Source organism: Stenotrophomonas sp. CFBP8994, from assembly GCF_034044835.1.
GTDB classification, from domain to species: domain Bacteria; phylum Pseudomonadota; class Gammaproteobacteria; order Xanthomonadales; family Xanthomonadaceae; genus Stenotrophomonas; species Stenotrophomonas rhizophila_A.
Genome location: NZ_JAXCWT010000001.1, coordinates 57,776 through 77,979, shown reverse-complemented (window position 1 = coordinate 77,979; position 20,204 = coordinate 57,776). Strand labels below are relative to the sequence as shown.

Annotated in this window: 21 protein-coding genes; 15 read left to right on the top strand and 6 right to left on the bottom strand. The window is 64.4% G+C overall.

Annotated features, from left to right (window positions below; all coding sequences use genetic code 11):
* Positions 1 to 50 precede the first annotated feature (50 nt).
* From SOM39_RS00410 to SOM39_RS00375, 8 genes are all read left to right on the top strand, one after another.
* Positions 51 to 860, top strand: a complete 810-nt coding sequence (locus SOM39_RS00410; protein WP_320457161.1) for a hypothetical protein — start codon at positions 51 to 53, stop codon at positions 858 to 860.
* Positions 861 to 938: 78 nt separating this feature from the next.
* Positions 939 to 2,087 (top strand): type IV secretion system protein, encoded by a 1,149-nt coding sequence (locus SOM39_RS00405; RefSeq protein ID WP_320457160.1) that lies wholly within the window; start codon positions 939 to 941, stop codon positions 2,085 to 2,087.
* Positions 2,062 to 2,652: a DUF4189 domain-containing protein gene (locus SOM39_RS00400; RefSeq protein ID WP_320457159.1), complete on the top strand. Its 591-nt coding sequence runs from the start codon at positions 2,062 to 2,064 to the stop codon at positions 2,650 to 2,652. The genes SOM39_RS00405 and SOM39_RS00400 overlap by 26 nt, the downstream gene beginning before the upstream one ends.
* 209 nt (positions 2,653 to 2,861) lie before the next feature.
* Positions 2,862 to 3,401 (top strand): DUF4189 domain-containing protein, encoded by a 540-nt coding sequence (locus tag SOM39_RS00395; protein WP_320457158.1) that lies wholly within the window; start codon positions 2,862 to 2,864, stop codon positions 3,399 to 3,401.
* A gap of 36 nt (positions 3,402 to 3,437) precedes the next feature.
* Entirely contained in the window at positions 3,438 to 3,944 is a 507-nt protein-coding gene (locus SOM39_RS00390) for a DUF4189 domain-containing protein (protein ID WP_320457157.1), read from the top strand.
* A 34-nt stretch (positions 3,945 to 3,978) separates the two neighbouring features.
* The gene (locus SOM39_RS00385; protein ID WP_320457156.1) at positions 3,979 to 4,596 is read left to right on the top strand and encodes a DUF4189 domain-containing protein; all 618 of its coding nucleotides are present in this window, start codon (positions 3,979 to 3,981) and stop codon (positions 4,594 to 4,596) included.
* 12 nt (positions 4,597 to 4,608) lie between these two features.
* Positions 4,609 to 5,130 (top strand): DUF4189 domain-containing protein, encoded by a 522-nt coding sequence (locus SOM39_RS00380; RefSeq protein WP_320457155.1) that lies wholly within the window; start codon positions 4,609 to 4,611, stop codon positions 5,128 to 5,130.
* Between the two features lie 190 nt (positions 5,131 to 5,320).
* Positions 5,321 to 6,748, top strand: a complete 1,428-nt coding sequence (locus SOM39_RS00375; protein ID WP_320457154.1) for a hypothetical protein — start codon at positions 5,321 to 5,323, stop codon at positions 6,746 to 6,748.
* A gap of 80 nt (positions 6,749 to 6,828) precedes the next feature.
* Here SOM39_RS00375 and SOM39_RS00370 read toward each other — a convergent pair whose 3' ends face one another.
* From SOM39_RS00370 to SOM39_RS00345, 6 genes are all read right to left on the bottom strand, one after another.
* Complete coding sequence (locus tag SOM39_RS00370; protein WP_320457153.1) at positions 6,829 to 7,065, bottom strand: DUF1653 domain-containing protein; 237 nt, start codon at positions 7,063 to 7,065, stop codon at positions 6,829 to 6,831.
* 59 nt (positions 7,066 to 7,124) lie between these two features.
* Positions 7,125 to 8,450 carry an XVIPCD domain-containing protein gene (locus SOM39_RS00365; protein ID WP_320457152.1) on the bottom strand — a complete coding sequence of 442 codons (1,326 nt, stop codon included), beginning with the start codon at positions 8,448 to 8,450 and terminating at the stop codon, positions 7,125 to 7,127.
* On the bottom strand, positions 8,447 to 9,130 hold the full coding sequence (locus SOM39_RS00360; RefSeq protein ID WP_210130539.1) for a hypothetical protein: 684 nt from the start codon (positions 9,128 to 9,130) through the stop codon (positions 8,447 to 8,449). The genes SOM39_RS00365 and SOM39_RS00360 overlap by 4 nt, the downstream gene beginning before the upstream one ends.
* A gap of 138 nt (positions 9,131 to 9,268) precedes the next feature.
* Positions 9,269 to 11,059, bottom strand: a complete 1,791-nt coding sequence (locus SOM39_RS00355) for a sensor domain-containing phosphodiesterase (protein ID WP_320457151.1) — start codon at positions 11,057 to 11,059, stop codon at positions 9,269 to 9,271.
* A gap of 104 nt (positions 11,060 to 11,163) precedes the next feature.
* Complete coding sequence (locus SOM39_RS00350) at positions 11,164 to 11,532, bottom strand: response regulator (RefSeq protein ID WP_095362691.1); 369 nt, start codon at positions 11,530 to 11,532, stop codon at positions 11,164 to 11,166.
* The gene (locus SOM39_RS00345; RefSeq protein ID WP_320457150.1) at positions 11,525 to 12,682 is read right to left on the bottom strand and encodes a two-component system sensor histidine kinase NtrB; all 1,158 of its coding nucleotides are present in this window, start codon (positions 12,680 to 12,682) and stop codon (positions 11,525 to 11,527) included. The genes SOM39_RS00350 and SOM39_RS00345 overlap by 8 nt, the downstream gene beginning before the upstream one ends.
* Positions 12,683 to 12,839: 157 nt before the next feature.
* Between SOM39_RS00345 and SOM39_RS00340 the strand changes: the two genes are divergently transcribed.
* The 7 genes from SOM39_RS00340 to orn all read left to right on the top strand — a co-directional run bounded on the left by SOM39_RS00340 (position 12,840) and on the right by orn (position 20,124).
* Entirely contained in the window at positions 12,840 to 15,938 is a 3,099-nt protein-coding gene (locus SOM39_RS00340; RefSeq protein WP_320457149.1) for a response regulator, read from the top strand.
* A complete protein-coding gene (locus tag SOM39_RS00335) occupies positions 15,935 to 16,759 on the top strand; it encodes a CheR family methyltransferase (protein WP_068854687.1) in 825 nt (274 codons plus the stop codon). The genes SOM39_RS00340 and SOM39_RS00335 overlap by 4 nt, the downstream gene beginning before the upstream one ends.
* Positions 16,759 to 17,343 carry a chemotaxis protein CheB gene (locus tag SOM39_RS00330; protein WP_320457148.1) on the top strand — a complete coding sequence of 195 codons (585 nt, stop codon included), beginning with the start codon at positions 16,759 to 16,761 and terminating at the stop codon, positions 17,341 to 17,343. The genes SOM39_RS00335 and SOM39_RS00330 overlap by 1 nt, the downstream gene beginning before the upstream one ends.
* Positions 17,340 to 18,455, top strand: a complete 1,116-nt coding sequence (locus tag SOM39_RS00325) for a hybrid sensor histidine kinase/response regulator (RefSeq protein ID WP_068852699.1) — start codon at positions 17,340 to 17,342, stop codon at positions 18,453 to 18,455. The genes SOM39_RS00330 and SOM39_RS00325 overlap by 4 nt, the downstream gene beginning before the upstream one ends.
* Positions 18,456 to 18,509: 54 nt before the next feature.
* The gene (gene mntR / locus SOM39_RS00320; protein ID WP_095362687.1) at positions 18,510 to 18,968 is read left to right on the top strand and encodes a manganese-binding transcriptional regulator MntR; all 459 of its coding nucleotides are present in this window, start codon (positions 18,510 to 18,512) and stop codon (positions 18,966 to 18,968) included.
* The gene (tadA, locus tag SOM39_RS00315) at positions 18,955 to 19,485 is read left to right on the top strand and encodes a tRNA adenosine(34) deaminase TadA (RefSeq protein WP_217538672.1); all 531 of its coding nucleotides are present in this window, start codon (positions 18,955 to 18,957) and stop codon (positions 19,483 to 19,485) included. Before mntR ends, tadA begins: the two co-directional genes overlap by 14 nt.
* A 66-nt stretch (positions 19,486 to 19,551) precedes the next feature.
* Entirely contained in the window at positions 19,552 to 20,124 is a 573-nt protein-coding gene (gene orn / locus SOM39_RS00310) for an oligoribonuclease (RefSeq protein WP_320457147.1), read from the top strand.
* Positions 20,125 to 20,204: the final 80 nt, after the last annotated feature.

Sequence of the window (20,204 nt, the reverse complement as noted above, 5' to 3'; positions counted from 1 at the left end):
TCAGGGACAGGCTTTCGCCGCATTCGATGGAGATAATTATGGACATTGCCATGAACAAGAACACGACCCGCCGCCGTCACTTCAGCTTCCGCCTGGCCGCCCTGTCGCTGGTGACCGTGCTGATGTGCAACGCGCCCGCGCCCGCCTACACGATGCCCGTGGTCGAAGTCGGCCCGAGCGTGTACCAGCAGATCATGAACCAGATCAACACCTACAAGGCCGAGATCACCGCGTACGCCTCCAAGGCGCAGGACGCGGCCGAGTACGTCGAACAGCGCACCCGCTGGATCCGCACGCTGCAGCAGTATGCGCAGGCGCTGGTGGAAGTGCAGGCGGTGCTGAACGACTTCGGCATGCCGCAGGGCGTTGACCTGACCCCGGTAGGCGAGAATTACCTGGTCAGGGAAACCTGTGGCAGCAAGGCGGACTTCAGCCCGATGGGGCTGTTCAAGACCTTCGTGTTCAACCCGCAGGACGACTTCAAGGAACAGCAGACCCAGATCTGCGTGAACATCCGCATGATGCAGAACCGCAAATACAACGAAGCGGTGATGTTCATGACCTATTCGGTGCCGAAGATGGAGTCCTCGCTCAACCGCATCTTCAAACTGCGCATTCTGAACAACAACCAGGGCAACGTGCAGGGCACCGACAGTGAGTCGCTGCGCATGGCCAATGACCTGGCGGTCCAGTCGCAGATCTGGCAGTCGCGGATGCGCTCTTACGATGCCTACATCGAAGTGATGGAGGGTAACCAGAAGGTGGTGGCCCAGAACGCACTCAAGGGCGACACCACCAAGAATGTCATTGGCGATCTGGTCAAGACCGCCGCGCTGAAGGGCGCGCTGAGCGTCAAGTAAGTATTCACGCAGGTACAGCGGGTCTGCAAGGTACTGCCGGACCCAATGCAGTAGCAGCATCACCAAGGGATTGTGGAAATGTCGATCAGGTCGATTGCCAACGTTTTTGATTTCTCAGGCGGATTGCAGGATCTGCTGGGCTACGCAGTGCGTGTCCAGTCGATTGGCGACTTCGTGTTCTTCAAGCTGATCCTTGATTACCTGCGCGAGCGCATCAACGATTTCGGCATCGAGATGATGGGCCGCATGATGGCCTGGGTCGGTGGGATTGCCCTCATCCTGATGACGTTGTGGGTGCTCGTGCAGGGCTACCGGATCGTCACTGGCCAGAGCCGCGACTCGATGATGGTGCTGGTCACCAACATGGCCCGCGCGGCGCTGATCATCAGCGTGGCGACGTCCATGGCGATGTTCGGCAGCAGCGTCAGCGACTTCCTGACCAAGGACGTTGGTGGCCTCATCACCCGCGTTGTCACCGGCAAGAGCGGCACCGCCGAAGACCAGATCGACAAGAGCCTCGCTTGGATGCAGGTGGCGTTGTCCAGTATCGATGCGATCAAAGTGCTGGATGATGGCGGCCTGCGCGAGGAAAAAACACGTGCCATGTGGTTCATCGGCATTGGAACTGGCGGCCCGGCGGTGACCGCTGGCGCCATGCTGCTGCTCTATCAGGTTGCCATCGCCCTGTTCATCGGCTTCGGACCACTTTTCATATTGTGTCTGCTGTTCGACCAGACCAAGCAGTTCTTCCAGAAGTGGCTGTTCTACGGCATAGGCACCATGTTCTCGATGGCGGTGCTGTCGGCGATGGTGTCGATCGCGCTGGACATGGTCATACGTGTTTCGGCCGCTTTCTGGACCTCGTCGTTGATCAACAGCTTCTTTCTGAAAGACGCGATGAGCGACGGCATGACCAGCCAGGCCATGCAGCAGGGCGGCATGGGGTTGATCCTCACGACGCTGATCCTGACTGCGCCCCCAATGGCCGCGATGTTCTTCCAAGGAACCCTGGGCAGCTTCATGGCATATTCGCAGATAGGTGGCTCGGCAGCCGCTGGTCCGCAGGGCCAGCCGCCGGGCTCCTACACACCGCCGCCGCCAGCGCCGTCGGCTTCTCAGGGTGGGGAAGTGAGCAACGCACGTGCCTACTCGCCTTCCATTCCTTCCGCAGCCCCTGAAAGTGTAGTGACCAGTGGCAAATATGGTGCTGCAGCGAAGAGTGATTGATTTGTTATATGAAGTGCCGTCGGAGCATCCAGCGATGAGTTCAACATGGTCAGCACGTGTTCTTCTGCCAATCACACTGTTCGGTATTGCAGTGTTTGGCATCTCCGGGGCTGTGCACGCTGAGGGGGCGTGTCCTCCGGGCTCATACCCAATTGGCGGGCAAGGTGTGCAAGGATGTGCCCCGATCCCAGCCGGTGGTAACGCTGAAGGGAGCGGACCTCGAGCCACAGGCCGTTGGTTAAAGACATGGGGCGCCATAGCGCTTTCTTCGGAGGGAGCATCCGGTGCAGCAACCGGACGACTTACTAAAGCTGCCGCGTCGCGAGACGCGGAGGCTGTTTGCGTCAGTAGCGGCGGAGCATCGTGTAAGGTCGCCTTCACATACAAGAATCAGTGCGCTGCTGCGTCGGTGCCTACCACCGGAGACGGTGGGACCAGCTTTGGCCGGGGCGCGACGGTTGAGATTGCCGAGAAGATATCGCTCGATCTTTGTGCCAAGGGAGGCGGTGTAGGCTGCAGGAAGATCTACTCGGCATGCGCGGAGCCGCAATTCGAGTCTTTCTGAATGTTTTTTCCTCGTGGCCTGACGGGCTTACGTCAAGCTATGAGCTGAAATGGATAGGGAGGCACCGTTGGTAAGCGGAGTGGTGAGGTCGTCTGCTCCACCACCTGCGTTTCCAAGTCCGACGTGCTTCGTTCAGGTGGACGTATTGCCCAGGGCTTTGCCCGCTCTTAGCTGGAGTTAGGGGTAGTCATGGAGCATGGGAGTAGTTTATGAGAAGTGCGATCATGCTGTTTAGTCTGGCTCTCGCACCCTGCGCCGCATTCGCGGAAGGCGCATGTCCACCAGGCTTCTACCCTATCGGCGGACAGGGTGTTCAAGGTTGCGCGCCTATTCCCGGCGGCGGGGCGGGGGAAAATGGCGTTTCTCCTCGACCAACCGGGAAGTGGGAAACGCGCTGGGGTGCGATTGCTGAAGACAAGTCTCCCAGTCCGGGTGCACCTCTCGCTACGGGGGCGGCTGTTTCCCAAAAGTCAAAGCGCGCTGCGTCGTCACTTGCGATGGATGAGTGTAGAAAACAAGGCGGGAACAAGTGTGAAGTTCGTCTCGCCTACTACAACCAATGCGCTGCAATAGCGGATCCTGGCACTTCGTCTGGCGTCATAGCTGGTGGCACTTCCATTGCTGCGCATGCGGAAACGCTTGAGCAGGCAAAGGGTCTGGCAGTTCGTGACTGTAAGCAAGCGAATGGCGGTGGGGACTGCACCGTCTCTTATTCTGCGTGTAGCATGTCCGAGTTCAAATCTTTCTGAACGGCTTATGCGCTTGAACGGAATCAGGAGCGGCCTGTGATTCGAGTACTGATTGTCCTTGTAGGTCTGGTATTGCTTCCTGTGACCGCGATCGCGGAAGGACGCTGTCCTCCCGGTCAGTACCCGATTGGAGGGCAGGGCGTTCAGGGATGTGCGCCAATCCTCAGTTCCGGATCAGAAGCTGGTTCGAGTTCTCCACGTCCCACTGGTGTTTGGCACAAGACGTGGGGCGCAATTGCGATCTCGACCGATGGAGCGGCAGGTGCATCGACGGGCAAGCTCAGCAAGGCTGACGCAGCGAAGGACTCTGAGGCTAACTGCGCGAAGAGTGGGGGCCGTTCCTGCAAGGTTGCTTTCACATTCAAGAATCAGTGCGGTGCAGCGACGGTGCCAACTTCTGGGGATGGTGGCACAAGTTTCGGTCGCGCCGAAACCAAGGAGAAGGCCGAAAAGCTGGCGATGGACCGCTGCGCTTCCGATGGTGGTATTGGATGCAATGTGATCTACGCAGCGTGCGCGAAGCCTGAGTTCGAGTCGTATTGACATTGCCCTGCACGAACAATCGAGTGATCCCGCATTGAGTCAGGATTCTTCAGCGAGCGTCCATGTGTTCTTCGATGCGCGCCTTCGGGCCCTTCGTCAGATAAAGAGCATGGAGTTCGGTAAAAATCGAGCCTTGGCTGTTCTGATTCTTGTTTTGATGGCTGTTCCAACAACCTCGCTTGCAGAAGGTCGATGCCCTCCCGGCCAGTATCCGGTTGGCGGGCAAGGGACAGGTGGCTGCGCCCCGATCCCATCGTCGGGTGGTGCCGATGCGCGAGGGCCCATTCCGACTGGTAAGTGGGAGACGCGTTGGGGGGCTATTTCGGAAGACCTGACCACGCTTGCTACTGGAGCATCGGTTTCCATGAAGTCGAAGCGGCAGGCAATTGCAGCTGCGACTGCTGAGTGCGAAAAGTTGGGCGGGAAAGCGTGTAAGACGCGTTTGACCTACTTCAATCAGTGCGCGGCACTTGCCGATGCAACTGCGGAGAGCTTGAACGGCGAAACAGGAACTTCGATTGCTGCGCATGCAGAGACGGAGGATCAAGCGAAGAACCTGGCTCTCGCCCAGTGCGGCAGCGCCCAAGGTGGTCAAAAGTGCAGCATTGTCTACTCTGCTTGCAGCATGTCTGAGTTCAGATCATTCAGGTGAGGGGGTGACTAGGTGGTCCGGACGCATAACCGAGCGATAGGGTTCCTGTTGTCGATAATAGTGCTGTCCACGGGCGTCGTTGGACGCTCAGTTGCTGAGGGACGGTGCCCTCCAGGGCAGTATCCCATCGGCGGACAAGGGGCAGGGGGCTGTGCACCAACCGGTGCAGGTTCCGGCGGGAGCGGCGATCCGGTCCCGACAGGACGATGGCACAAGACCTGGGGGGCGGTTGCCTTTTCCAAGTCGGGGGATGCTGGGGCAGTCGTCGGAAAGATGTCAAAGGCGGAAGCTGTCGCGGGTGCCGTCGAGAAGTGCTCTCAATGGGGGGCTACTGACTGCAAGGAGGGGCTGACATTCAAGAACCAGTGCGCAGCGGTGATCCAGGCGGACAAGTCGCTTGGGACACGACTCGATACGGGGGCGACGAAGGAGATCGCGCTTGAGCGCGCGACAGCGGCATGCAGGAAGTCCGGCAGCCATAGCTGTACGACGATCTACGCTGAGTGCAGCATGCCGTATTTTGAGAGGTTCTGATTTATTGCCATTCGTGGAACGTAGTCGTCGGAACACGGCGACCCCTGCGGAGAGTGCAACCTGACTACTTGTGACGGAATTCGCGTAATTGAAAGGCGCGGAGCGCGAACATGGTGGTATGCCGCAACGTCGAATCGTTGCGGTGCATACATGACCCCTACAGTTCATTTATTAGTTCAAGGACGACATGATGCGTAAGAATTCGGTTATCTGCCGTAGCTTGGAAGTCGGCTGTTCGGCATCGCTTCTGCTGCTGTTGCCGCTTGCCACATTCACTGTGCAAGCTCAGACGACACCAGAGGTTGTATCTCCCGCATCGGCGGTTAGCGAGGCAGCAGGCGTCGCCAGTCCGACCAATGCGCCCCCAACACCTGCTTCGATGAGTGATCAGGAAGCGACGAATGTCTCTGGGCCGGCCCTGGTCAATCTGCCAGCGACTGTGACTCCGGGCATTGAGCCTCGGCCGGTTGAACCGGTGAGTCGAGAGCCTTCCGCTACGATTGAAAAAGTTGAGGATGTGGTATCCACCGCCGACCTCGAAGGCGCAGTCGAGGCGCCGGCGGCGGTGCCTGCAGCGACAGTCGATCCCACGGCCACCATTTCGGCACCTGTGTCGGCTGCGGCGGCGCAACGTCCTGTGATCCCTTCCGCTTCCGTGGAGGCGGCGGCGCCAGCGGCAGCTGCATCGGTGGAAACACCGTCAACGACCAGTCCGCCAGCCGAACCAGAAGCTTCTTCCGAACCGGCGCACGTCGCGCCACGCCCGCTGCTTATCCCGAGGCTTGCCAATGAGAACAACCAGATCGAGCGTCAGCTCGGTGCGCGTTGTCCGAATGACCTGGCAGCGCGTCTGGCCACGCAGGCGGACCTCCTGATCGGTGCCTGCCAAGGCACGCTGCCGCCGCACCTTTCAGCGTTGCTGGTGTCCATTCCGGAACAGCAACTGCTGCTGCCGCGCACTTGGCGCGAGCGCCAGGTCTCTCAGAAGGGATGGTTCAAGGCCGTGCCGGGCTACGGGCTGCGCCCGGACTTCCTGGCGGTGCAGGGCGATGTCTGGGTGCGTTCGTTAGAAGGCGCTGACCCGTCCACCACGGTGTACCTGGTGTCCGGCCCGTTCGCGTGTGCCGACAACCGCGGCCCCGACGCCGAGCCGGTCAAGACGGTGCGTCTGCCGGCCGGCAGCTGCCGCGAGGGGCTGGTGCAGCAGCGCGTCTACCGCGTGAGTGCTGGCGCGGCGCCGGTGGACATCACTCAGCAGGCGCTGCCGGCAGAGCCGTTGCTGTCCGATGCTGACCGGAAGCGTTACGGCGCCGACGGCGCGCGCGTGCAGCTCGATGCGGGCAAACTGCAGTTTGGCCCGGCGTTGCGCTGGTATGTGGACGTCGGCACCACCGAGAAGCCCGAGCCGCGCAGCTACGGCGAATGGGGCCGGTTGCACCTGGGCTTCGCGGTCTGGAATGGCGAGCGCTTCGAGCCGCGCGATACCGTGCCGCGCGTGGTGTGGCCGTGCGATCCGGTCGCACCGGGCGACGCCAGCTGCGGTGCCTACGCCGATGCCGGGCGCGACCCGTTCATCGTGGTCGGCGCCTCAGCTCAGGGTGTGACCGCGACGCCTTGAGTCCATGGCTTTGATCCCGTAGCAAAAAAGCGCCCCTCGGGGCGCTTTCTTTTTGTGCGCGCAGCGGCGACTGCGCCAGCTCAGCTTTGGTCCACCAACGCGAACCGTGGCCGCAGCACACCGTCCACCTCGACCTGCGCGGTGAACATCTCGTACGGTCGCACCCACAGTCCCAGGTCCTCGTCGAGCGGGCGATACAACACCATCGGCAGCAAGGTCTCGCTGTGGCGCACCACGTCGATCACCTGATAGTTGCCGCCCTTGAAATGGCGGTAGCGGCCCGGGGCAAGGACGGGCAGGGGCGCAAGGTCGGACATGGGGAAATGCAGGCGTTGGAAAGGTCGCATTATGGCAGCGACGGGGTGGATGCCGGACGTCAGGCGGTCATGCTGCGCGTGGCAGCCTGGCTTTCGGTCAGCTGGCGGTTCTGCTGCTCCAGCTGTTGGCTGGCGGCGGTGGCCTCCATCTGGCGGCTGCTCTGCTCCAGCGGCGTGTTCATGGCAACCACGGTGTCGACGCTGACGCGCAGGTGGGCTGGATCATCTACCTTGCCCTGTACGGCAAACGTGCGGGCGGCATCGCCGCTCATCAGCACGGCATCGATACGCGTACCACCGGCGGCATGCATTTCCGTGGCCAGGCTGCCGGCGAGCTGGTCGCTGGCGTGATCGGGTACGCGTCCTACGCGCGCATCCTGGGAATGGACGCCACGCCGGGCATCCTGGAACAGCGAGTACCCCGGATGGCCCGCCTCATCCATGCGTGAACTGCTCTGGTCGTTGCGGTGTTGTTCCGTATCGCGGCGACCGGGTTCGCCCGGTTCTAGCGGCCCGCGCATCTTGTCGTAGGCATCCATCACACCGCCCGGGACACCTCGGGAGATGACGGTTGCTCCCGTGCGCAGTCCCTCGATGTCACTGCGGTACTCGCCGATCATCCGGGCATTGTCGTCGGCCAGCATGCGCGCTCGGCCAGTGGCCAACACCGATTGGTCGCCAAGGAACTGACCCATCTTGTGGGAGTCCAGCGATGCGGTCGCCGCGACGAGCGGGTAGTCGGGTATCAGCAGGTTGAGGGCGCTGTTGCTGTATTGCGCCTTGGACAGGGTGTCGATCTCCTGCTGCCGGGCATACACCCGCACCTCGCCAAAGTGTGGCGAGGCCGCGCTGACGGCATCGGCGGCCATGACGTGGTTGATTACGCTGTGGCCACCTTCCGGGATGCGGTAGCCGCTCAGGCTGACCGCACCGTAGGCGTTGAAGGTTTCGCCTTTGAGCCCGTAATGATGGGCGGTGATCTGGGCCAGCGAGCCGCCCAGTGAGTGGCCTGTCACGGTCACCTCTGGCACCCGACCGGTTTCAATGCCGAGTCGCTCCGCATCCGCCACCGCGCGGCCTGAGAGGGCGAGGGCCTGAGCGGCCTGCGGGTTTCTGCGGGCTGTGACCATGACAGCGTCGGTGACAACGCCATCCTTGATCAGCTCCTGCGTGCCGCGATGGGCAACGATGATGTCCTGCGTATCCACCCGCTGGTAGGCGGTTCCCTGGTAGCCGGTCCGCCGGTCATCAACGTGCTCAAGTATTTTGTACTGGTGGCCGTTGAGGTAGACCTTCTCTTCCTGGCCAGGCTCTCGGCGGCCTACAGCGCGATCCTTGTAGGCATCGTCCGAGAGAGCGGCGTAGTCTTGGCTTGTAACACTCATGCCTTGATCGCAACGGCCGAAACGGTGATTGAGAACAGCTTGTCCTGGAGCGCGGGAACGAATTCGTTGCGGTCCTCTCGTCCGCGAGACGGATAGTCATCCCGCCAAGGCAGGTCCGGACGGCCCTCCACGGGTCCCGCGCGCGGGTAGTCATGCTTAGGGTAATACCGGGTGTATGTCTTGCCAGCCACCAGATCCGGTGCATCCACGAACGTCAGGAACCGCGTCTCCTCCTGCGCGCCAGTGGCCTTCAGCAGCGCACCTGCGCCAGTGAACTCCCAACGGCAGATCCCGCGCCCGTAGTAATCCTGGTCCTTCATGCGGTCCAGATACACAGTGCCTTGGTATTCCTCGTCGGAGATGCGGGTCAGCTCCAGTGGTTCCTGGCTGGTGATGCGCGATGCTGTGCCCGTGGCCGTTTCGATGTTGCCGCACTGGTCTTCATTGATGACGTCGTACTGGGCCGTCCCGCGGACATGCTGGAACGCGCCGGGTGCGCCATGGAGGCGCAGCGTGATCTGGTATGCCTTGACCGGTGCTGGGTTGAGGGTGGCAAGCCCACGCCCACCGGCAGCGACATCGGCTTCGGCGTTGGACAGGTCATGGCTCATGGCAGGCTCCGAACGGTTACAGGCCGTCATCAATACGGCGGTCAGGCAGAACAGGGTCAGTCGCTTCAAGGTGGCACTCCAGCCGGGCGTTCGCGTACAGGGCCGCGCAGCGAATCATCGGGGCGAACGAGACAGATCTTCGGTACCCCGATGCTAGCAGGACAGGCCGATCTGCCTGTGTGTACTGGTCACGGTTCCAACCGAAGGCTAGTCGCTGTCGATATCGCTCGGCGGCCCGGCGCGACAGGCCAGCACCAACTGCGTGACGGCATCGGCGCTCATCGGCCGGGCCAGGTAATACCCCTGCGCCTCGTTGCAGTCCCACAGCCGCAGCAGCGACAGTTCGGACTCATGCTCCACACCCTCGGCCACGGTGCGGTAGCCCAGCTGCTGGGCGAGCCGGATGATGGCCTCCACCTTCAGCCGCGCGGTACGCGATCGCGCCAGGCCGGTGACCAGGCTCTGGTCCACCTTGATGTGGCTGATCGGCACTTCGCTCAGGTACCCGAAGTTGCTGTAACCACTGCCGAAGTCGTCGATGGCGATGCGCACGCCGGCAGCGGCCATCGCGCGCAGCTGGGGCAGGGCGGCGGGGTGGCTGTGCAGCCACTGGCCTTCGGTGATCTCCACTTCGATCTGCGAGGGCACCAGCCCGTTCGCCTGAAGACGCTCGGCCATGCCGGTCCACAGGTTGGCGTTATCGAAATCGCGCGGGGACAGATTGATCGACAAGGTGAACCCCGGCAGCAGCTGCTGCCAGCGCGCCGCCTGCGCGAAGGCGTGCTCGATCACCCATTGGCTGAGCGCCGGCATCAGCGCCGTGCACTCCAGCACCGGAATGAACTCACCCGGGGTGATGGGTCCCAGCATCGGGTGGGTCCAGCGCAGCAACGCTTCGGCCGACACCGGCTGGCCATCGCGAAGGTCATACCGCGGCTGGTAGACCAGGCTGAACTGGTCCTGGGCCAGCCCGCGCGCGGCATCCGAGGCGAGCCGGTAGCGGCGGCGCAGGTGCGCATCGCGGTCGGCCGAGTACCAGCACAGGCACGCGTCGGTCTGGAGTGCGTGGTTCAAGGCCACCATGCATTTGCGCACCAGGTCGCCGGCTTCATCCGGATCGGCACGGAAATCGCACAGCCCGGCGTGGAACTGCGGCGACATTGGAATGCTGCCGACCATCAACGGCCGCCGCATGCGCTCGCGCAGCCGCTGCATCAACGCCTCGACCTGCGCGTGGTCGTGGTTGCGCACCACAAAGGCGAACCGGGTGGAGGCCACGTGGTAGACCTGCACGTCGTCGGTCAGCACTTCCTGCACGCGCAGAGAAGCCTGCCGGAGCAGGGATTCCACCGGTTTAAGGCCCAGCGCCTGGCCGGCGTCGTTGGCGCTCTGCAGGTCGAATACATCCAGCAGCACGCCGGTGAACTGGTTGCCGCCGTCCTGGCGACCGAGCACGCTCAGGTCGGCCTGGAACTGCTGGCGGTTGGGCAGCCCGCTGATCGGCTCGCGCCGGCCCAGCGACATCTTCAGTTCCATCTGGTTGACCACGATCCGCGCCAGGGTCTGCAGCTGGCGCTGCTCGTCGGCGGTCAGCACGCGCGGGGTGCGGTCCATCAGGCACAGCGTGCCGAGCGCGATGCCGTTGCGGGTCACCAAAGGCGCGCCGGCGTAGAAACGCATCTGCTCGGGGCCGGCCACGATCGGGTTGTCGTGGAAGCGGGGGTCCTGGCGCAGGTCTTCGATCTGCAGGATCCCGCTGGACTGCAGCGCGCACGAGCAGATCGAGTGGTGGCGGTCGGTGCGTTCCAGCGCCAGCCCGACCCGCGAGATGAAGCGCTGCGAGTCGGCGTCGACGATGGAGATCAGCGCAATGGCGGTGCCGAAGGTAAACGCCGCCAGTTCGGTGACCGGGTCCAGCGAGCGCCCCAAGGCGGGATCCATTACGTTGAGCGCTTCGATCAGCGCAATGCGTTCCAGATCCTGGCTGCGGTCGAGCATTCCGTGCGTCCTGTCAAACGGAGTACGCAGGTACTATCCCGCCGCGTTTGCAGTGCCGGTGTGAAGTGCGCCATTCAGGTATGAAGCATTCACCTCGACGCGCATCAGGTCGCCGGCGACGATTCCTTCAACAGCGTCATCAATTGCTTGAGCCGGTAGGGTTTCGGCAGGAATTCAACATTATCCGGAAGCGGCGGCAACTGGGAGCGCGCATAGCCGGACGACAGGATCATCCGGGCGTTCGGCAGGGCATTGGCGACATGCGCGCTCAGTTCCAGGCCGCTCATGCCTTCGGGCATGTTGATGTCGCTGAACACGACATCGAAACCGCCGTTCAGATCGATCAATTGAACGGCCGACGGGCCGTCGGTCGCCGTATGCACATCGATGCCGAAATCACGCAGCGCCTGTCCGATCAGCTCGCGCAGGTCTTCCTGGTCTTCGACCATCAACACACGAAGGGGCTCAGACATGCGCGACTTCCTCTAGGGCAGGTAACAACAAACGGACAGTGGTGCCGCGTCCGGGGGCGGTCTGTACATCGACGAAACCGTCGCACTGGGACACGAAGCCAAATACCTGGCTCAGGCCCAGACCGCTGCCCTTGCCGACTTCCTTGGTGGTGAAGAACGGTTCGCTGGCACGCTCGGCCACATCCGGCGGCATGCCATTGCCGTGGTCCGTCACCGCGATGGCCACATAGCGGCGCTGCGTGGGGTTGGCCAGGTCCGGGGCCAGGCGGTGTTCGGCCGTGGCACTGATGGTGATGGTCCCGCCCTGCGGCATGGCCTCGCAGCTGTTGAGCAGCAGGTTCAGTACAGCGGTATGCAACTGTACGCCATCGGTGGTGATTCGAGGTAGGTCGAAAGGCACTTCCAGACGCAGCCGGATGTTGTCCGGGCAGGCCCGCTGCAGCACCGGCAGTTCCTGTTCGAACAGCCGCGCTACCTGCAAAGGCTCGCGTACCAGGGTCTGGTCGGCCGAGAACGCCAGCAGCTGGCGGGTCAGCAGCGAGCCCCGGTCGGCGGCGGCCTGGGCCATTTCGGTCAGTTCGCGGGTGCGCGCATCGGCGCCGGGGCGCAGCGAGATCAGGTCCAGCGCGTTGCCGATGGTGGTCAGCAGATTGTTGAATTCGTGCGCCAGCCCACGCGTGAGCCGGCCCACGCCCTCGAACTGCTGCAACTGCTCGCGGGCACGCTGGGCGTCCTGCAGCAGGCGCTGGGCGTGGTAGCGCTCGGTGACGTCCTGGGTGACCTTGACGAAGCCGAGCAGGGTGCCGTCCTGGCGCACGGCTTCGATCACCTCGCTGGCGCGGAAGCATTCACCACTGCGGCGCACCCGCCAGCCTTCGCCAGCGTAGCGGCCATGCTGCTCGGCTTGGCCGAGGGTGTGTTCGGCGGTGCCGGAGGCGCGCTCGTCGGGGGCGTAGAACAGCCGCACGTGCTGCCCCATCACTTCTTCGGTGGAATAACCCTTGACCCGCTCGCAGCCCCGGTTCCAGCTGCGGATGCAGCCTTGAGCGTCAAGCAGGTAAATCGCGTGATCGGACACGTGATCGATCAACAGCTGTAACTGCAGACGATCATCAGCAAGCGGCGCGATATCGGTGACTGCCTGGACCACGGCGGCGGTTTTACTCCCCTTTAAGGGGCTGAACCGTAGAAGCCGTGATGTGAAGATAGTGTCAACATTGGTTCTGAACACGTCGCCATTTGGCGTATAACGCCCGAATTCACAGTTCGGTTAACATCGAACCCCTTTTCACGCTGGAACCGTGTGCATGAATGCTGCGCCAACCGCTCGCGACCGCTGGATATGGCTGGCATCGGCCGGCCTGATGGCCTTCACCATCGGTTTGGAACTGGTGGTTCCGCTGGGCTATGCGGTGTGGCTGACGTACTTCATGGCGGTGGGCATCACCCTGTTCCAGCGCCGGCTCGAGGTGCCGCTGCTGGTCGCGGCCGGCTCCTGCATCCTGCTGGTCGTCGGGTACCACCTGGCCCCGGCGAGCACCAATTCCGCATTTTCCTTCGTCAACCGCACCATTGGTGGGATCTGCTTCCTGTTGATGGCGTTGACGGTGATCAAGGCCATCCAGGCCCGCCGTACGGCCGCCGATGCGCTGTGGCTGCAGGAAGGCGAGAACGCGGTGACGGTGAGCCTGCGCGGGGATCCGGAACCGCGCACGCTGGCCGACGAAGCCATGCGCACCCTGTGCGCGCAGCTGAACGCGGATGTGGGTGCGGTCTATCGCCTGCAGGGCGAACGCCTGGTGCTGGTTGGCGGCGCGGCGCTGCCGCCGCACCTGCCCGATTCCCTCCAGGCGTCTGCCGGGCAGTGGGGCGAAGTCCTGCGACAGGGCCAGCCCCGTCGGCTGGAAGAAAGCGAAAGCCTGCTTGAGATTGAAACCGCGCTGGGCCGCACCCCCGTGCACCAGCGCCTGCTGGGACCGATCACCGCTGATGGCGCGGTGATCGGGTTGATCGAGCTGGGGCGCGCGGGGGTGTCCCCGGCGCGTTCACTGGAACTGGAACTGCTGTTGCAGTGCGCCGAGCCGATCGGCATGGCGCTGCGCACCGCACTGCTGCGCGCGCAGCTGGTGGAGCTGCTGGAAGAAACCCAGCGCCAGAGCGAAGAGCTGCAGACCCAGCAGGAAGAGCTGCGGGTAGCCAACGAAGAACTGGAAGAACAGAGCCGCAGCCTGCTGCACTCGCAGGCCAACCTGGAACAGCAGCAGGCCGAGCTGGAACAGACCAACGTGCAGCTGGAAGAGCGCACCCATGAACTGGAATCGCGCCAGCAGGCACTGCTGATCGCGCAGGGCCAGCTGGTGCAGAACAGCCGCGAACTGGAGGCCAGTTCGCGCTACAAGTCCGAGTTCCTGGCCAACATGTCGCACGAGCTGCGCACCCCGCTCAACAGCGCACTGATCCTGGCCAAACTGCTGGCCGACAACAAGGACGGCACGCTGACCGCCGAACAGGTCAAGTACGCGCAGGCCATCCACTCGTCCAACAACGACCTGCTGGCGCTGATCAACGACATCCTGGACCTGTCGCGCATCGAAGCCGGGCATGTCGAACTGGCCGAAGAAAACCTGGCGGTGTCCAGCGTGCTGCAGCGCCTGAAGGAAACCTTCGAGCCGCTGGCCGCGCAGAAGGGCCTGGCGCTGGACATCCGCGCCGACACCGATGCGCCCAGCCAGCTGGTGGCCGATGGCCAGCGCCTGCAGCAGATCCTGAAGAACCTGCTGGCCAACGCGGTCAAGTTCACCGAACACGGCAGTGTCTCGCTGGTGGTGCGCGGCAACGGGGCAGGGCGCATCCAGTTCGCGGTGACCGATACCGGTATCGGCATTCCGCAGGCGCAGACCGACGTGATCTTCGAGGCCTTCCGCCAGGCCGATGGCAGCACCCGGCGCCGTTACGGCGGCACGGGCCTGGGCCTGTCGATCTCGCGCGACCTGGCCGCGCGCATGGGCGGCAGCATTTCCGTGTCCAGCGAGCCCGGTCGCGGCAGCTGCTTCACCCTGGACCTGCCGCTGGCGGCGGGTACTGCGACGGCAGCGCCGATGGCGGCGCCTGACGTGCGCCCGGCGCCGGCCGCCAAGCCGGCCGCACCGGCGCCGCTGTTCGGCAGCGCGCATGACGCGTCCGCCGCTGCCCCTTCACCGCGCGTGGTGGATGACCGTGGCCGCCGCAGCCGCGCCGGGCGGATGATCCTGGTGGTCGAGGACGACGTGACCTTCGCCGAGGCGCTGGTGGGCATGGCCCATGAGCTGGACTTCGACTGCGTGGTCGCGCAGACCGCCGAAGAAGCCCTCGCGCTGGCCGCCGAGCTGCGCCCCAACGGCGTGCTGCTCGATATCGGCCTGCCCGATGTGTCCGGCCTGAGCGTGCTGGAGCGGCTCAAGCGCGACCCGGCCACCCGCCATATCCCGGTGCACGTGGTCTCCGGGCTGGAACGCTCGCAGGTGGCGATGGAGCTGGGCGCGATCGGTTATGTGATCAAGCCGGCCACGCGCGAACGCCTGGTCGAAGCGATCCAGCAGCTGGAAGCCACCAGCGAGCGCGACGTGCGCCGCCTGCTGATCGTCGAGGATGACAGCGCGCTGCGCTCCAACCTGCAGCTGCTGCTGGGCCGCGACCAGCTGGAAATCACCGCGGTGGGCAGCCTCGCTGAAGCAAAGGCCGAACTGGGCACCTCCACCTTCGACTGCATGGTCACCGACCTGGCGCTGCCCGACGGCACCGGCTACGACCTGCTCGAATACATGGCCGGCAACGAGGCGGTCGCCTTCCCGCCGGTCATCGTCTACACCGGGCGCGCACTGACCCGCGACGAAGAGCAGCGCCTGCGCCGCTATTCCAAGAGCATCATCATCAAGGGCGCGCGCTCGCCCGAGCGCCTGCTCGATGAAGTGACCCTGTTCCTGCACAGCGTGGAAGCCTCGCTGCCCAGCGACCAGCAGCGCCTGCTGCGCGAAGCGCGCCGCCGCGATGCGGTGCTGGATGGGCGCACCGTGCTGCTGGCCGAGGACGACGTGCGCAACATCTTCGCCCTGTCCAGCGTGCTGGAGCCGCTGGGGGTGAAGCTGGAAATCGCCCGCAACGGCCGGGAAGCCCTGGACAAACTGGGCCCTGACATCGACCTGGTGCTGATGGACATCATGATGCCGGAGATGGACGGGCTGACCGCAATGCGCGAAATCCGCCGCGACAACCGCTGGCGCGACCTGCCGATCATCGCGCTGACCGCCAAGGCCATGCCCGATGACCGCGAGCATTGCCTGCAGGCCGGTGCCAACGATTACATCGCCAAGCCCATCGACGTGGACAAGCTGGTCTCGCTGTGCCGCGTGTGGTGTTCGCGCCGATGAACGACGCCGAGCTGTTCGACCTGGAGTTGCGGCTGCTGTTGGAGGCCGTATACCAGCGCTACCACTACGACTTCCGCGACTACGCGCTGGCGTCGCTGCGGCGGCGCATGCGCCACGCCATGGCCCGCTTCGAGTGCGATAACATGGGCGCGCTGCAGCACCGGCTGCTGCATGAGCCGGAAACCTTTGCGCTGGCCATGCAGTACTTCACCGTGCAGGTCTCGGAAATGTTCCGTGACCCGGCCTACTTCCGCATGCTGCGCGAGCACGCCATCCCGGTGCTGCGCACCTATCCGTCGATCAAGCTGTGGATCGCCGGCTGCAGCACCGGCGAGGAAGTGTGGTCGCTGGCGATCCTGCTGCAGGAAGAAGGCCTGCTGGACCGCGCCATCATCTACGCCACCGACATCAACCCCGATGCGCTGGAAGCCGCCGAAACCGGCGCGTTCGCGCTGGACCGGATGGCCCAGTTCAGCCGCAACTACCTGGAAGCGGGCGGCACCGGTTCGTTGTCGGATTACTACAGCAGCGGGTACGGCAGCGTGGTGTTCGACCGCCGGCTCAAGCGCAACATCGTGTTCGCCGACCACAGCCTGGCCACCGACACCGTGTTTTCCGAAGTACACCTGGTGTCGTGCCGCAACGTGCTTATCTACTTCCAGCGCGCCCTGCAGGACCGCGCCATTGGCCTGTTCCATGAGGCGCTGGTGCACCGTGGCTTCCTCGGCCTGGGCAGCAAGGAGTCGCTGCAGTTCGGCGAGCACGCCGATGAATTCGAAGCCTGCGCGCGCGAACAGCGCCTGTACCGGAAGCTGGCCTGATGGACGCCCCGGTCGAGCAGTCCGAGTTCGAGGTCATCGTGGTCGGCGCCTCCGCCGGCGGCGTGAGCGCGCTGCAGCAGCTGCTGGCCGCGCTGCCGGCGGACCTGCCGATGCCGGTGCTGGTGGTGCTGCACCTGCCACGTGACCGCCCCAGCCGGATCGCCGACCTGCTCGGCCTGCGTTGCCCGCTGGCGGTACGCGAAGCCGAGGACAAGCAGCCGCTGGCGCCCGGTACGGTGACCTTCGCGCCGCCGGACTACCATCTGCTGGTCGAAAGCCGCAGCACCCTGGCGTTGTCGGTGGACGCGCCGGTGCTGTTCTCGCGGCCGGCGATCGACCCGCTGTTCGAAAGCGCCGCCGAGGTGTTCGGCAGTGGCGTGCTCGCCATCCTGCTGACCGGGGCCAGCAACGACGGCAGCGCCGGCGTTGCCGCGGTCCGCAGCGCGGGTGGGCAGGCCTGGATCCAAAGCCCCGATGATGCCTATTCCCCGATCATGCCGGCGGCTGCGCTGGCACATGCCGGCGCCGATGCGGTGCTGACGCTCACCTCCCTATGCTCGCGCATGAAAGGCCTTGCCCGATGAACCTTATCGAGTCCACCACGACGCCGGCCACCGAGCGCGTGAACCTGCTCATCGTCGATGACGTCCCGCAGAACCTGGTCGCCATGGAGGCGCTGCTGCGCCGCGACGGCCTGGACATCCTGTGCGCGGCCTCGGGTGCCGAAGCGCTGGAACTGCTGCTGGAACACGAAGTGGCGCTGGCGCTGCTGGACGTGCACATGCCGGAGATCGATGGTTTTTCGCTGGCCGAGCTGATGCGCGGTTCGCAGCGCAGCCGCGATGTGCCGATCATCTTCCTGACCGCCTCGCCGAACGACCCGGTGCGCGCCTTCAAGGGCTACGAAAGCGGCGCGGTGGATTTCCTGCACAAGCCGATCGAGCCGCAGGTGATCATGAGCAAGGTCAATGTGTTCATTGAGCTCTACCAGCAGAAGCAGCTGCTCAAGGCGCGCAACCAGGCCCTGGAGCACGCGCTCAAGCTCAATGAAACCATGATGGCGGTGCTCACCCACGACCTGCGTACGCCGTTGTCGGCGATCCTGCTGTGCGCCGACAAACTGTCGCTGGACCTGCCCGACGACCCGTCCGCGCAGCAGACCCTGGTGCACCTGGAAAACAGCGCGGTGCGCATGGCGCGGATGGTCGAGCAGTTGCTGGATTTCTCGCGGATCCGCAGCGGTGGCCTGCGCCTGCAGACCGAGGAATGCGACCTGGCCGAGGTGGCCGCCGTGGTGGTCAACGAGGTCGGCCGCGCCCACCCGAAGGCGAAGATCGAGCTGCAGGTGGAGGGCGACACGCGCCTGCAGGGCGATCCGGACCGCCTGGCGCAGCTGCTCTCCAACCTGATCGGCAACGCGGTGCTGCATGGCGGTGATGCGCCGGTGCAGGTGCTGGTGCGTGGCCTTCCCGGCGATTCGCTGCGGCTGCAGGTGCGCAATGCCGGGCAGATTCCGGAAGCGCTGCTGCCGCGCCTGTTCGAGCCGTTCAAGGCCAGTTTCCACGACAGCCGCGGGCTCGGGCTGGGGCTGTTCATTGCCCACGAGTTCGCCCGGGCGCATGGTGGGTTGCTGTCGGCGCGGAACCTGGAAGGGGCGGTGCTGTTCGAGACCGGGTTGCTGCGTCGCGCGGACTGAGCCTGGCCGGCCTCCCATGACGGGCAGGGCCCGTCACTACGGTAAACTGGGGGCATGTCGCCTTCCCGTGCCAAGACGTCCACCCCGCTGATCGATGCCCAGGTGCACGTGGAAGGGTTCGTGCAGGTGCGCGAGGCGCGCCGGTCCGAGCTGGTCGAAGACTACGTGGAGCTGATCGCGGACCTGATCGCCGATGGCCGCGAGGCACGCCAGGTGGACATCGCCACCCGCCTGGGCGTTGCCCAGCCCACGGTGGCCAAGGCGCTCAAGCGTCTGGTCAAGGAAGGTTGGGCGATCCAGCGGCCCTACCGGGGCGTGTTCCTGACCCCGGCCGGCGAGCAGCTGGCGGTGGAAATGCGCGCCCGCCACCAGACCGTGGAGCGTTTCCTGCTGGCGCTGGGCGTGGATGCCGATTCGGCCCGACGCGATGCCGAAGGCATCGAACACCATGTCAGCGAGGCCACCCTGGCGGCCTTTGACGCATTCCTGCGCAAGGCCGATGGTCGTGGTTGAGCGCCTGCCGCCGCCTCCGCCGCTGGGCGTGCCGGTGCACGACCAGGACGAATACTGGATGCAGCACGCATTGGGCCTGGCTGCACGCGCCGAGCGCGAGTTCAACGAGATCCCGGTCGGTGCGGTGCTGGTGGGTGCCGACGGCACGCTGCTGGGTGAAGGCTGGAACCTCAACATCGCCGACCACGACCCCAGCGCCCACGCCGAGATCGTGGCGATGCGCCAGGCGGGCAGGGCGCTGGCCAACCACCGCCTGCTGGGCAGCACCCTGTACGTGACGCTGGAGCCGTGCGCGATGTGCGCGATGGCAGTGGTGCATGCGCGGGTGGCGCGGCTGGTGTATGCGGCCACCGATCCCAAGACCGGGGCCTGCGGCAGCGTGTTCGACCTGCTCGGCGATGCGCGCCACAACCACCGCGTGGAACTGCACGGCGGTGTGCTCGCCAAGGAGGCCAGTACGCGGCTGACCAATTATTTCCGGGCCAAACGCGGCAAACCGCCGCTGCTGCTGGAATGATTTCACGGCAGGGCCACACCGCGAAGGCGGTATCATGTCGCAATACACTCTGCACAAGGGCATGACATGGCGGACAACGGCGCCGAAGGCGAACGACTGATCTGGATCGACCTGGAAATGACCGGTCTGGATACCGACAACGATTCGATCATCGAGATCGCTACCGTCGTCACCGATGCGCAGTTGAACGTGCTGGCCGAGGGCCCGGAGTTCGCCATCCACCACCCGGTGGAGCGCCTGGAAGCCATGGACGAATGGAACCGCAACCAGCACCGCCGTTCAGGGCTGTGGCAGCGCGTGGTCGACAGCCAGGTGACCCTGGCGCAGGCAGAAGCGCAGACGGTGAATTTCCTGGCGCAGTGGATCAAGGCCGGCGCCTCGCCGATGTGCGGCAACTCGATCTGCCAGGACCGCCGTTTCCTGCACCGTGAAATGCCGCGCCTGGAGAAGTACTTCCACTACCGCAACCTGGACGTGTCCACGGTGAAGGAGCTGGCCCGGCGCTGGGCACCGACGGTGGCCGCCGGCGTGGGCAAGACCTCCAGCCATACCGCGCTGAGCGACGTGCATGATTCGATCGCCGAACTGCGCCATTACCGGCAGTTCATGGGGGCGCTGTCCGGCCTGCCGGCCGCCTGACGTCCTGAACGTTTCACGTCCCCGTGGTCCGGCCAACGGCCGGGGCTACCGTCGTGCTTCATTCAATCTGCGGGCGGTAT

Excerpts from the sequence above, each read along its gene's own strand:
- SOM39_RS00375 (WP_320457154.1), top strand. The coding sequence starts at position 5,321 with ATGCGTAAGAATTCGGTTATCTGCCGTAGCTTGGAAGTCGGCTGTTCG.
- SOM39_RS00410 (WP_320457161.1), top strand. The coding sequence starts at position 51 with ATGAACAAGAACACGACCCGCCGCCGTCACTTCAGCTTCCGCCTGGCC.
- SOM39_RS00340 (WP_320457149.1), top strand. The coding sequence starts at position 12,840 with ATGAATGCTGCGCCAACCGCTCGCGACCGCTGGATATGGCTGGCATCG.
- SOM39_RS00330 (WP_320457148.1), top strand. The coding sequence starts at position 16,759 with ATGGACGCCCCGGTCGAGCAGTCCGAGTTCGAGGTCATCGTGGTCGGC.
- SOM39_RS00395 (WP_320457158.1), top strand. The coding sequence starts at position 2,862 with ATGAGAAGTGCGATCATGCTGTTTAGTCTGGCTCTCGCACCCTGCGCC.
- SOM39_RS00355 (WP_320457151.1), bottom strand. The coding sequence starts at position 11,059 with ATGCTCGACCGCAGCCAGGATCTGGAACGCATTGCGCTGATCGAAGCG.
- orn (WP_320457147.1), top strand. The coding sequence starts at position 19,552 with ATGGCGGACAACGGCGCCGAAGGCGAACGACTGATCTGGATCGACCTG.
- SOM39_RS00325 (WP_068852699.1), top strand. The coding sequence starts at position 17,340 with ATGAACCTTATCGAGTCCACCACGACGCCGGCCACCGAGCGCGTGAAC.
- SOM39_RS00365 (WP_320457152.1), bottom strand. The coding sequence starts at position 8,450 with ATGAGTGTTACAAGCCAAGACTACGCCGCTCTCTCGGACGATGCCTAC.
- tadA (WP_217538672.1), top strand. The coding sequence starts at position 18,955 with ATGGTCGTGGTTGAGCGCCTGCCGCCGCCTCCGCCGCTGGGCGTGCCG.
- SOM39_RS00370 (WP_320457153.1), bottom strand. The coding sequence starts at position 7,065 with ATGTCCGACCTTGCGCCCCTGCCCGTCCTTGCCCCGGGCCGCTACCGC.
- mntR (WP_095362687.1), top strand. The coding sequence starts at position 18,510 with ATGTCGCCTTCCCGTGCCAAGACGTCCACCCCGCTGATCGATGCCCAG.
- SOM39_RS00400 (WP_320457159.1), top strand. The coding sequence starts at position 2,062 with ATGGTGCTGCAGCGAAGAGTGATTGATTTGTTATATGAAGTGCCGTCG.
- SOM39_RS00405 (WP_320457160.1), top strand. The coding sequence starts at position 939 with ATGTCGATCAGGTCGATTGCCAACGTTTTTGATTTCTCAGGCGGATTG.
- SOM39_RS00335 (WP_068854687.1), top strand. The coding sequence starts at position 15,935 with ATGAACGACGCCGAGCTGTTCGACCTGGAGTTGCGGCTGCTGTTGGAG.
- SOM39_RS00350 (WP_095362691.1), bottom strand. The coding sequence starts at position 11,532 with ATGTCTGAGCCCCTTCGTGTGTTGATGGTCGAAGACCAGGAAGACCTG.